This is a genomic window from Roseburia sp. AF42-8 (genome assembly GCF_003435965.1).
In the GTDB taxonomy this organism is placed as follows: Bacteria; Bacillota; Clostridia; order Lachnospirales; family Lachnospiraceae; genus Roseburia_C; species Roseburia_C amylophila.
This window is the reverse complement of sequence record NZ_QTVB01000052.1, coordinates 1-12486: the sequence shown is the minus strand read 5'-3', so window position 1 is coordinate 12486 and position 12486 is coordinate 1. Positions and strand designations below refer to the sequence as shown.

The 12486-nt window shown below is 41.7% G+C and carries 10 protein-coding genes, 1 tRNA gene and 2 pseudogenes; 10 read left to right on the top strand and 3 right to left on the bottom strand.

From position 1 onward, the window contains the following. Together DW059_RS13675 and DW059_RS13670 are read left to right on the top strand one after the other, a co-directional pair. Positions 1-86, top strand: an 86-nt coding sequence (locus DW059_RS13675; RefSeq protein ID WP_147326059.1) for an IS3 family transposase, incomplete at its 5' end; no start/stop codon positions are given. A gap of 493 nt (positions 87-579) precedes the next feature. Then, positions 580-986 (top strand): annotated as a pseudogene (locus DW059_RS13670) (GH36-type glycosyl hydrolase domain-containing protein); the annotation flags it as partial. Between the two features lie 313 nt (positions 987-1299). On the opposite strand, the gene DW059_RS13665 reads toward DW059_RS13670, so the two are convergent. Beyond that, positions 1300-1372 (bottom strand) — tRNA-Gly (locus DW059_RS13665). 111 nt (positions 1373-1483) lie between these two features. On the opposite strand from DW059_RS13665, the pseudogene DW059_RS17700 reads away from it, so the two are divergent. From DW059_RS17700 to DW059_RS13650, 3 genes and pseudogenes are all read left to right on the top strand, one after another. Next, positions 1484-1932 (top strand): annotated as a pseudogene (locus DW059_RS17700) (hypothetical protein). Positions 1933-1988: 56 nt separating this feature from the next. Then, a complete protein-coding gene (locus tag DW059_RS13655; protein ID WP_117699161.1) occupies positions 1989-2582 on the top strand; it encodes a M48 family metallopeptidase in 594 nt (197 codons plus the stop codon). Continuing rightward, on the top strand, positions 2566-2895 hold the full coding sequence (locus tag DW059_RS13650) for a hypothetical protein (RefSeq protein ID WP_158552128.1): 330 nt from the start codon (positions 2566-2568) through the stop codon (positions 2893-2895). Before DW059_RS13655 ends, DW059_RS13650 begins: the two co-directional genes overlap by 17 nt. Positions 2896-3021: 126 nt before the next feature. Here DW059_RS13650 and DW059_RS13645 read toward each other — a convergent pair whose 3' ends face one another. Then, on the bottom strand, positions 3022-3396 hold the full coding sequence (locus DW059_RS13645) for a DUF3783 domain-containing protein (RefSeq protein WP_158552127.1): 375 nt from the start codon (positions 3394-3396) through the stop codon (positions 3022-3024). Between the two features lie 172 nt (positions 3397-3568). Here DW059_RS13645 and DW059_RS13640 point away from each other — a divergent pair, with 172 nt between their 5' ends. The 5 genes from DW059_RS13640 (at position 3569) to aspS (ending at position 11348) form a co-directional block, all read left to right on the top strand. Next, on the top strand, positions 3569-5884 hold the full coding sequence (locus DW059_RS13640) for a RelA/SpoT family protein (protein ID WP_117699158.1): 2316 nt from the start codon (positions 3569-3571) through the stop codon (positions 5882-5884). Positions 5885-5959: 75 nt separating this feature from the next. Further along, on the top strand, positions 5960-6592 hold the full coding sequence (locus DW059_RS13635; protein WP_117699157.1) for an MBL fold metallo-hydrolase: 633 nt from the start codon (positions 5960-5962) through the stop codon (positions 6590-6592). Between the two features lie 9 nt (positions 6593-6601). Beyond that, positions 6602-8095, top strand: a complete 1494-nt coding sequence (gene hemZ / locus DW059_RS13630) for a coproporphyrinogen dehydrogenase HemZ (protein WP_117699156.1) — start codon at positions 6602-6604, stop codon at positions 8093-8095. 108 nt (positions 8096-8203) lie between these two features. Continuing rightward, positions 8204-9460 (top strand): histidine--tRNA ligase, encoded by a 1257-nt coding sequence (hisS, locus tag DW059_RS13625; protein ID WP_117699155.1) that lies wholly within the window; start codon positions 8204-8206, stop codon positions 9458-9460. A 64-nt stretch (positions 9461-9524) separates the two neighbouring features. Then, positions 9525-11348: an aspartate--tRNA ligase gene (gene aspS, locus DW059_RS13620; RefSeq protein ID WP_117699154.1), complete on the top strand. Its 1824-nt coding sequence runs from the start codon at positions 9525-9527 to the stop codon at positions 11346-11348. A 169-nt stretch (positions 11349-11517) separates the two neighbouring features. Here the strand turns inward: aspS and DW059_RS13615 are convergent, their stop codons facing one another. After that, positions 11518-12390 (bottom strand): DegV family protein, encoded by an 873-nt coding sequence (locus DW059_RS13615; protein ID WP_117699153.1) that lies wholly within the window; start codon positions 12388-12390, stop codon positions 11518-11520. Between the last annotated feature and the right edge of the window lie 96 nt (positions 12391-12486).

Sequence of the window (12486 nt, the reverse complement as noted above, 5' to 3'; positions counted from 1 at the left end):
TAAAGTATTATAACGAACAACGAATAAAAGAAAAACTAGGATGGATGAGTCCTGTGCAATACAGGCTTAGCCTCTTGGCTGCATAAAAACAGCGTAGCAGCCAATAAAACTGCTACGCTTAAAAGTCTAACTTTTTGGGGTCACACCATTTAATTGCTGTCCCTTTTTGATATCCGATATAACAGGCAATTGGGAAGAAAAATATATTTATTTAAAAAAGTTTGGATATCGAAGGGCATCTGGATGATATGCACTGGAATGCCAGCAGTTCTTAAATATCGGTTTTGCCTGATGGTAAACTGTCTTTCCGTTGCTTTGACGGGGGCACTGCACTGTCCGTCAACTACGGATGCAACATAAAATCTGCAAGGGGCACTAAGAATTTCGTTATAAATAGTATCCATTCCGGCAACCGGCGCAAATTCACATCCATGTTCAAATGCGCCTCGCTGGCACTTCCCTGTGCCAGCGTTGCCGGATAACAGACGAAATTCTAAGTGCCCCTAACAGACCTTATCATGCATCCATAGTTGACGAACAATACAGTGCCTTTGTCAAACATTGGAAAGACAGTTTACCATCAAGCAATACGGACATTTTGACAATGAGAAAAGAGAATATGTAATTGACCGGGTGGATTTGCTGGCATCCTGGACAAACTACCTTGGCGTAAAAGATACCTGTGTGGTCGTAAATCATACAGCGGGGGCTATATGTTTTACAAGACACCGGAGTATCATCGTGTAACAAGATTCCGGGCGAATGGAGTTCCAATGGATCGTCCGGGACATTATGTATATATCCGCGATGAAGAAGACGGAGATTACTGGAGTGTTTCCTGGCAGCCGGTTGGCAAATCACTGGATGAAGCAAAATATACCTGCCGTCATGGAATGAGTTATTCCAAATACAGCTGTGATTACAAAGGAATTGCAGCAGAGCAGACCTTAGTTGTTAAGATAAAATTTTATCCGAAGATGTACGATTGGCACATGAAATGACAGAAAGGTTAAAAATTTTATCAAAGTATTCTTTTCCTAAAAAACCTTCTTACGGAAGTAATAAATGCGACAAATGGAAATATTATTTTAGCATCAAGCATATTTGGAAACACACAAAAGGTTGCAGAAAAGAATTATTATGTAGGAACAAATTTAGCGGTTGCAAAATAGGCATTAAATGAAAGACATTTTCTTAACCCTAAATAGCGAAAATCTGGTTAAGAAAGCAAGAATTTAAGAATTAGAAAAATGCTGTAAACCCGCATAAATCAAGGCTTACAGCATCTATAAAAAATAGAGCGATAGACGGGGCTCGAACCCGCGGTCTCGACCTTGGCAAGGTCGCGCGTTACCAACTACGCCACTATCGCATTTGTGCTGAGCACGAAATTTACTATACTATAAGAAAAAGGGTTTGTCAAGTGTAATATTAGAAAAGTTTTCACATAAAATACAATAAGCAGAAAAGCAGGAGGACTCCCTTGAGTGCAAAGACAAAGATTGTAGTGCTTCATATGAAGGAACTGATTTACACAGGAATTTTTGCGGTACTTGGAATATTACTGGTATTATTGTTGGTCTATATGTTTTCTCCGGATAAAGATGAGGAGAGCCGGGAGACCATGAAATATGTGGCAGGGTATATACGTCTTCCATCATATTTAATGATAAAACCGTGGATGTGGAGGTTGTGGTGGATGAGAATAAAATCAATTCCATTTCGCTGGTAAATCTCGATGAAACTGTAACCGCAATGTATCCGTTGATGCAGCCGGCACTGGATAATTTGAAAGAACAGATATATGAAAATCAGTCAACGGATAATCTCAGCTATTCCGATGATAACCAGTATACGTCCATGGTGCTGATTCACGCCATTGATGATGCCCTGGGAAAAGCAGCGGCTGCCCCGGAGACAGAGGCGGAGTAACAGTATAAAATGATACGACAGAAATAGCAAAAGGAAAACAAGAAAAAGGCTTGTCAGTGCCTGCACCAGAAAGCTATAATAATGGAATGGAGAATACAATACAATATGAACTGACACCAAAAAAAGTAAAGAATATTATCATCCGGGTAAAAGCCAATGGCGTAGTGACAGTAACGATGCCCTATCGCATGAGCAAAAAGAAAGTGGATGCATTTGTGCAGAGCAAGGCGGAGTGGATCCGCATGATGCAAAAGAAGCTTGCAAATCAGCAGAGGATAGATGTGGATGCACTGGAGTGGAACCGGCAGAAAGAGCAGTATTTAAGAGATATACTGCTGAGGGAGTATGAATTGTTTCAGGCTTATCATATTTCTATGCCAACGGTCAGATTCCGCAGCATGACCAGCCGCTATGGGAGCTGCTGCAAGGCAAAGGCATCCATTACTTTGAATAAAGTACTGGCAGACCTTCCGTTAGAATGCGCAGAATATGTTGCTGCTCATGAACTGGCACACCTGGTAGAAGCAAATCACAGCAGACGATTTTATCAGGTGCTGGATACTGTGATGTCAGATCATAGAATACGAGAAAAAAGGTTGAGAGAATATGCGTTATTCCATGGAAAACGCGAGCATGAAGGTGGAAGTTGAGTCCCTTGGGGCAGAACTGAAATCTGTGCTTGGAAAGAAAAGTAACATTGAGTACATGTGGTGCAGCAATCCGGAGTATTACAAACGGAGTGCACCAAATCTGTTTCCGATTGTTGGAAGCTTAAAAGACGGAGTCTATCATTATCAGGGAAAGACTTATGAGATGGAATTAATCTATCATATGAATGGCAACAGACTGGAAATCACATGGAACATTAAGAATACCGGCAAGGAAAAATGTGTATTTCCCGGAAACTCCGTTATTTGGACTCTGGTCAGCAGAGAAGAAGAATGCACCATATGCAGCCATTGAACCTTGGTTTGGAAGATGCGATAAAGAGCATTTTAACGGAAGATTGGAAGAAAGGGAATGGGGACATGCGTTAGCGCAGGGTGCATGCTTTCAGGCAGCATACACCATAGAAATTGCAGGAGAAGATTAATTTTCATGCATTTTCTTATCTTCCGCTAAGAGTTCTTCATGAAGTGCAATGGAATCCCAGTTGATATTGTGCTCCGTGAGAACGGCTTTCAGACCGATTCTGGTAAGATGAAGCTTTTTAAATTCCACCAGGAAACGGTCTAAAAGAGCATTATCAAAGCCTTTGAATACCAGCATTTCGTCGGTGAAACCATCGCCGGTATAGACCTCTTCTTTCAAAGGGAAGCCATCAATCCCTGCGAGGGCACCTAAAGTCTGGTTATATTGTTCTTTGGTGATAATACGGATTTTTATTTTTAACCGGAGGCAGAGCATTTTTAATGTTCTGCCTTTGCTGTTTTCTAAATTGTAAAATAATAAAACTGGATGCATAAGGGAAAACTCCTTTCTTAAAGAGGTAGAAAAAATCTGCCATTCAGCCATAAAGTATAAGGTTTCCGGGGGAAAATGGCAAGTATAAAAGATTGCATTTTTATATATTTTTTATTATAATGAAAAATCATAGTTAAAAGTGGGATAAAACGCAAAAAAGTTGGTGTGAATTATGGCAGATATTACAACAGAAGAATTAGAAGAATTAGAAAATGAAGTGGTGTCTAAGGATGACAACATAAAGACTATGCAGGAATTCGTCAGTCCGGAGAGCTTGTATCAGGAGCTGATTGCCAGCGTGAAGAAATATCACCCGTCGACGGATATTTCTTTGATTGAAAAGGCATATAAGACAGCGGATACGGCACATAAGGGACAGGTACGAAAATCCGGTGAAGCATATATCATTCATCCGTTGTGTGTGGCAATTATTTTAGCGGAACTGGAGCTGGATAAAGAGACTATCGTAGCCGGACTGCTTCATGATGTCGTAGAGGATACCGTCATGACAGTAGAGGAAATTGCTTCGGAGTTTTCAGAAGAGATTGCCCTTCTGGTAGATGGCGTTACAAAGCTGGGTCAGTTATCTTATGATGCGGATAAAGTCGAGGTTCAGGCAGAGAACTTAAGAAAAATGTTCCTTGCCATGGCAAAGGATATCCGTGTTATCTTAATCAAGCTGGCAGACCGGCTGCACAATATGCGTACGTTAAAATATATGACGCCGGAGAAGCAGAAGGAAAAAGCAAGAGAGACCATGGACATCTATGCGCCGATTGCACAGCGTCTTGGTATTTCTAAAATTAAAATCGAATTAGATGACCTTTCCTTAAAGTATCTGGAGCCGGAAGCATATTATGATCTGGTAGAAAAGGTTGCACTTCGTAAGAGTGTCCGTGATGATTATGTGCAGAGCCTTGTAAAAGAAGTGAGTAAACATATTGAAAATGCAGGAATCAAGGCACAGATTGACGGAAGAGCAAAGCATTTCTTTTCCATTTATAAGAAAATGGTCAATCAGCATAAGACCTTAGACCAGATTTATGATTTATTTGCCATAAGAATTATCGTGGATAATGTCAAGGACTGCTATGCAGCACTGGGTGTCATCCATGAGATGTATAAACCAATCCCGGGACGTTTTAAAGATTATATCGCTATGCCAAAGCCGAATATGTATCAGTCCCTCCACACCACACTGATTGGACCGACCGGACAGCCGTTTGAGATTCAGATTCGTACCTTTGAGATGCATCGTACCGCAGAATATGGTATCGCTGCCCACTGGAAATATAAGGAAGCTGCCAATAACGGCGGCACAGTGGCTACCACCAAATCAGAGGAAGAGAAGTTAAGCTGGCTGCGCCAGATTTTGGAATGGCAGAAAGACATGTCAGATAATAAAGAGTTCATGAGCCTGTTAAAGAGTGATTTGAACCTCTTTTCCGATACCGTATTCTGCTTTACTCCGTCCGGAGATGTCAAGAATCTGCCAACGGGTTCCACACCGGTAGACTTTGCGTACAGTATCCACTCGGCAGTTGGAAATAAGATGATTGGAGCCAAGGTAAATGGTAAATTAGTTCCAATTGATTACGAGATTCAGAACGGTGACCGTATTGAGATTATCACGTCCCAGAATTCCAAGGGACCGAGCCGTGACTGGTTAAATATTGTTAAGAGTACACAGGCGAAAAATAAGATTAACCAGTGGTTCCGGAGTGAGTTAAAAGAAGAAAATATCGTGAAGGGCAAGGAACTGATTGCCCAGTATTGTAAGGCAAAATCCATTAATCTTACGGATATTAACAAACCGGAATATCAGAGTAAGGTTATGCGGAAATATGGATTCCATGACTGGGATTCCGCACTGGCAACCTTAGGACACGGCGGACTGAAAGAAGGCCAGGTCGTGAATAAGATGCTGGAGGAGTACCGGAAAGACCACCCAATCCAGCTTACCGATGAGGATGTATTGAACAATGTGTCTTCCGAGAATAAGGATAAGGCAGTTCCACAGAAATCCAAGAGTGGTATCATTGTAAAAGGACTTTATGATGTGGCAGTGCATTTTTCCAAATGCTGCAGCCCGGTGCCGGGAGATGAAATTGTAGGATTTGTCACAAGAGGCCGTGGTGTATCTATTCATCGTACCGATTGCATTAATATAATGAACCTTTCCGAGCTGGAAAAAGTGCGTCTGATTGATGCAGAGTGGCAGCAGGGTGCAGAGCATGGTGACAATGGACTTTATCTTGCTGAGATTAAAATATTTGGTAATAACCGTACCGGACTTTTAGTAGATATTACCAGAATTTTCACCGAACGGGAAATTGATATCAGTTCCATTAATTCCAAGACCAGCAAACAGGGTGTTGCGACCATTTCTATTTCCTTTAATACCAAAGGCAAAGAGGAATTGAGCAGCTTAATAGAAAAAATCCGTCAGGTAGAGAGCGTGATTGATATTGAACGTACTACCGGCTGATAGAGCATTAGCAAAATAAATTGCTGATTTATGAAAAAAAGTCAAAGTCAGTTATTATTATAGAAGAGGAAAATTATGACAGAACAGACAGAAGTATTACGATATATTGTGGGACCAGTCTGCACCAACTGCTATCTTCTGGTAAATCATAAGACAGGAGAACTTCTTGTGGTAGACCCGGGAGACCAGGCACAGTTGATTGAAAAGCAGATTGAGAAAACCGGAGCAAAACCGGTGGCAATCCTTCTGACCCATGGACATTTTGATCATGCAGGAGCAGCAGAAGCGCTTGCAGATAAATACCAGATTTCCATTTATGCCCATGAGGCAGAGAGGGAGACCTTGGAGGACCCGGGACTTAACCTTTGCGGGATGATAGGAGAGCATAAGGTCTATCATGCAGATATTTTCGTAAAAGACGAAGAAGTATTAAATCTTGCAGGATTTTCCATCCGTGTATTTTTTACACCGGGGCATACCATTGGCGGATGCTGCTATTATATTGCAGATGAGAAGATTCTTTTCAGCGGAGATACGCTGTTTCAGGAATCTGTGGGAAGAACTGATTTCCCAAGAGGAAGTGCATCGGATTTAATCCGGGCAATCAGAGAAAAACTGATGCCGCTGCCGGATGATGTGACCGTGTATACCGGACATGACGAAAGCACTTTAATAGGCTATGAGCGGATGCATAATCCGTATTTATAAGGACGAACCATGATAACAGTATTATTAGATAAAGCAGAATTTGAATATGATATCCATTCGCTGGTGAAGGCATTTTATCCAAAGGAAGAGGTATATGTTTCCACGAAGGATAAGGAGAAAAAAGAAGAGCCGGTACATTATCACATGGATGTACAGTTTGCACCGGAAGAAATCATTTTTTCCTGGAAACGGGTGGAGGCTTCGGAAGACAATGCGAATCAGACCGGAATTACAAAATGTGTAGCAGTAGATTATACAAACCGCAAGGAGACCAAGAACAGTTTAAAGCGGACACTGTATCGGTTATTGTCAGAATATACCGGAGTGGAGCTTCCTTGGGGAAATCTTACCGGTATCCGCCCGACCAAGATTCCGATGGCACTTTTAGAAGAGGGTAAGAGCGAGGAAGAAATTGCCCGCTATATGAAGGAAACGTATTTTACTTCCGATGAGAAGATAAAGCTCAGTATTGAAATTGCAGAGCGGGAGTTGGAACTTTTACACAAATTAGACTACGAAGAAGGCTACAGCCTTTATATTGGAATTCCATTCTGCCCGACGACCTGCCTTTACTGTTCCTTTACTTCTTATTCCATGTCAGCCTGGAAAAACCGCATGGATGACTACTTAAGTGCACTGGAAAAGGAACTGGATTATACAGCGGTCAAATTTGCACATAAGAAATTAAACAGCATTTATATCGGTGGTGGAACACCGACCACATTAAATCCACAACAGTTAGACAGATTGATTCGAAAAATTAAATGTAGTTTTGATTTATCTGATTTAGTGGAATTTACAGTGGAAGCCGGAAGACCGGACAGTATTACAAAAGAGAAGCTTATGGTGCTTCGCAATCATGATATCAGCAGAATTTCCATTAATCCACAGACCATGAAACAGGAGACACTGGATCTGATTGGACGGCATCATACCGTGCAGCAGACAATAGACAGCTTTAATCTGGCAAGAGAACTTGGATTTGATAATATCAATATGGATTTAATCGTAGGACTTCCGGGAGAGAGTCTTTCAGATGTAGCAGATACCATGGAAGTAATCCGGAAGTTAGCACCGGATAATCTGACGGTTCACTCACTTGCCATCAAGCGTGCAGCAAGGCTGAATATACAAAGAGAGCGTTATCAGGATTTTGAAATTGTCAATACCGCAGACCATATCGCACTGACTTCGAAAGTGGCAGAAGAAATGGGCCTTTTCCCATATTATTTATACCGCCAGAAGAATATGGCAGGCAATTTTGAAAACGTAGGCTATGCAGCACCGGGAAAAGCCGGTGTATACAATGTTCTTATTATGGAAGAGAAACAGAGTATTGTAGCCTGTGGTGCTGGTGCATCCACGAAACGTGTCTGGGTACAGCCAAATCCCGATGGCACACACCGGATTGAACGTGCCGAGAATGTCAAGGATGTGGCACAGTATATCACAAGGATTGATGAGATGATTGAACGGAAGAGCCGGCTCTTTACAAAGGAATAAAAGCGGTTGACATATCAGAACACGAAAAATATAATAGTTCTGTATGAATACAAATATATAATAAGAAAAATAGATAAAATGCTTATCTCGGAAAATGGAGGAAATTTCATGGCATTGAGTAAGAAGCCGGTTACAGGCATGAAGGATATTTTACCGGAGGAGATGCAGATTCGTGATTATGTGCAGAATGTAATTAAAGAGACCTACCGGAGTTTTGGATTTACACCAATTGAAACTCCTTGTATGGAGAATATTGCAAACCTCACCAGCAAACAGGGTGGAGAAAATGAAAAACTCATTTTCAAAGTATTAAAACGTGGTGAAAAGCTGAATTTACAGACAGCGGAAAAAGAAGAAGATGTAGTGGACTTTGGTATGCGTTACGACCTTACCGTTCCACTGGTAAGATTCTATTCCAATAACAGTAACCAGCTCCCATCCCCGTTTAAGGCATTACAGATGGGAAATGTGTGGCGTGCTGACCGTCCTCAGAGAGGGCGTTATCGTCAGTTCATGCAGTGCGATATTGACATTTTAGGAGAGCCGTCCAATCTGGCAGAGATTGAGCTGATTCTTGCAACAACTACAACCCTCGGCAGGATTGGATTTAAGAATTTTGAAATCCGAATCAATGAACGCCGTATTTTAAAAGCAATGGCAGCTTACAGCGGATTTCCGGAAGAAAGCTACGACCTTGTATTTATCATCTTAGACAAGATGGACAAGATTGGGTTGGACGGAGTCGCAGAAGAACTGAAAAAGGAAGGCTTTGCAGAAGAAGCGGTCGATAAGTACTTATCCTTATTTGAAAAAGCAGAAGGTACCGAAAACGGACTGGTTACCTTATGTGATACCTTAATTGAGGCAGGATTCTTAGAGGAAGAAGTAAAGCAGAACCTGACAGAGATTATCGACAGTGTAGAAGCTACCAAGGCAGCAGATTTTAAAATGGTATTTGATCCGACTTTAGTGCGTGGCATGGGTTATTATACAGGAACTATTTTTGAAATAGCTATGCCGGAGTTCGGCGGAAGCTGCGGTGGTGGCGGACGTTATGATAAGATGGTTGGAAGATTTACCGGCAACGATGTACCTGCATGTGGATTTTCCATCGGTTTTGAAAGAATCATTCTTCTGCTCTTAGAGAGCGGATTTAAGATTCCGGGACAGGCAGCGAAGAAGGCATATCTCATCGAAAAGGGATATCCGGCTGATAAGCTGCAGAAGGTAATTGCACAGGCTCAGAAGGAACGTTCCGAAGGAACCCAGGTATTAGTGGTTCGTATGAATAAGAACAAGAAGTTCCAGAAGGAGAAGCTTACGGCAGAGGGTTATGAAGAATTTGTGGAGTTTTTTAACAGATAGTCTGTTTTTCTGCAAGAAGCAGAAAATGGAATGATTTTGATAAGATTTTTAGGAGGATAAAAAAATGTCAGAATCCATGCAGGGATTACACAGAACCCATAGATGTACAGAAGTATCCAATGCCAATATTGGAGAAAAAGTTACCGTCATGGGCTGGGTACAGAAAAGAAGAAATTTAGGAAGTCTTATATTCATAGATTTAAGAGACCGTTCCGGAATTCTGCAGCTTGTATTCGACGAGCCAAAGGTAGGAAGCGAAGGCTTTGCCAAAGCAGGAACACTGCGTAGCGAGTTTGTTATTGCAGTCGAAGGAACCGTGCAGAAGCGTTCTGCAGCAGTTAATGAGAATTTAAAGACCGGTGATATTGAGGTAATTGCTGAGAGTATCCGTATTCTTTCAGAATCACAGACACCGCCATTTCAGATTGAAGAGAACAGCCAGACGAAAGATGAGATTCGTTTAAAATATCGTTATCTTGATTTACGTAGACCGGATATCCAGCGTAACCTGATGCTGCGTAGTAAAGTAGCATATCTGATGCGTGATTTTATGGCAAAAGAAGGTTTCTTAGAGATTGAGACACCGGTTCTTTGTAAGTCTACACCGGAAGGTGCAAGAGATTATCTGGTGCCAAGCCGTATACATCCGGGTAGCTTTTATGCATTGCCGCAGTCACCACAGCTTTTCAAACAGCTTCTGATGGCATCCGGATATGACCGTTATTTCCAGATTGCAAAATGTTTCCGTGATGAGGATTTACGTGCAGACCGTCAGCCGGAATTTACCCAGGCAGATATGGAGCTTTCTTTTGTAGATATTGATGATGTATTAGATGTCAATGAGCGTCTGTTAAAATACATTTTCAAAGAAGCCATCGGTGTAGATGTAGAACTTCCACTTAAGAGAATGCCTTGGCAGGAAGCAATGGATCGTTTTGGTTCTGATAAGCCGGATACCCGTTTTGGAATGGAATTAAAGGATGTATCTGATATTGTAAAAGATTGCGGTTTTGGTGTATTTACCAGTGCGTTAGAGCAGGGCGGTTCTGTCCGTGGTATCAATGCAGAAGGACAGGGCGCAATGCCAAGAAAGAAGATTGACAAGCTGGTAGAGTTTGCAAAAGGCTATGGAGCAAAAGGACTTGCTTATCTTTCTGTACAGGAAGATGGCAGCTATAAATCATCCTTTGCAAAATTCATGACAGAAGAGGAATTGAAGAATCTGGTAGCAGCAATGGACGGAAAGCCGGGAGACCTGCTTTTATTTGCAGCAGACAAGAATAAAATTGTATGGAATGTATTAGGTGCACTTCGTCTTGAAATTGCCAAAGAATTAGACCTCTTAGACCCGAACCAGTATAATTTCCTCTGGATTACAGAGTTCCCATTGTTGGAGTGGTCAGATGAAGAGAATCGTTATATGGCAATGCATCATCCGTTTACCATGCCAATGGAAGAGGACTGGGATAAGATTGATACAGATCCAGGTGCAGTACGTGCCAAAGCATATGACATCGTATTAAATGGTACCGAGTTAGGCGGTGGTTCTGTCCGTATCCACCAGAGTGATATTCAGGAGAAAATGTTTGAGGTTCTTGGCTTTACAAAAGAGAGAGCACATGAGCAGTTTGGATTCCTTCTGGATGCATTCTCCTATGGTGTACCACCACACGCAGGACTGGCTTATGGTCTTGACCGTCTGGTTATGCATATGGTACATGCAGATTCCATCCGTGATGTCATCGCATTCCCGAAAGTAAAGGATGCATCCGACCTTATGTCCAATGCCCCGGATATCGTAGATGAGAAGCAGTTAGAGGAACTGTGCATCAAAGTGGATGAGAAAGAAGTAGAAGAAAAAGAAGCAGAAGAAGCTGCAGAAAAATAAAGAAACAGATAAAGCATATTTCTCACATAAATAAAAGAGTTATTTATCACAGAATTTTAAACCGTGGTACAATAACTCTTTTTTGATTTACGCGAGTAGCGAGAAAAAACGCATGCTCGCCAGACATCCGTAAGAAGCTGACTTTGACCGGTTTGTATCTGCCGGTGTTTTATCGATATTCACCCATATAGAACAATGCAATCGTTCCAGGACCGGAATGTGCACCGATGGTTGAACCGACATAATTGATTAAGAAGCTGTCGATGCCAAAACGTTCTTTTACAAGATTTGCAACAAACTGTGCATCTTCTAAAGCATCACCATGGCTGATAAATACGATATCATTCTGGTCACGGTAGGAGCCCATCTGCTTTTCCATATTGTCAACCAGGGTAATCAGGGATTTTTTACGTCCACGAACCTTGGAAACCATAATAAGATGACCTTCATCATCTACATGAAGCACCGGCTTTAAGTTAATCATGGTACCAAGAACCGCAGCGGTTTTAGAAACACGTCCGCCTCTGTGAAGGTGGAACAAATCATCTACCGTAAAGTTATGTACCAGATGTAGTTTATTTTCCTCCAGCCATTTTACGGTTTCTTCTAAAGTGGCACCATTTTCTTTCATCTGGACAGCTTTGTGAACCAGAAGTCCCTCGCCCATGGAAGCACAGAGAGAGTCTACGACAACGACTTTATGTGGGAAATTATCTTCTCCCATTTCACTTGCAGCAATTTTTGTACTGGAGTAGCTGCCGCTGAGTCCGCTGGAAAAGGCAATGTGAAGAATATCACAGTCATTTTCTGTGGCAATTTTTGTAAAGATTTCGCGGGCAGTTTCCGGGTTGACCTGAGAGGTGGTAGGCAGAGAGCCGGCGCGCATCTTTGCATAGAATTCTTTGACATCCATTGGATGTTCCCAGTCATAGGTTTTGCCGTCTATAGTATAAGTGAGTGACAGCATGCCAAGATTATGTTCTGCTACATAATCTGCCGGCAAATCTGCGGTAGTGTCGGTGGTAATAATAAATTTATTCATGTGTCCTCCTGTAGTTCTTATATAAAATTGTGGCATAAAATCATACCTTTTTTTATTATAGCATAATGAAAAATGAAAATGTAAAATTTTTATAAA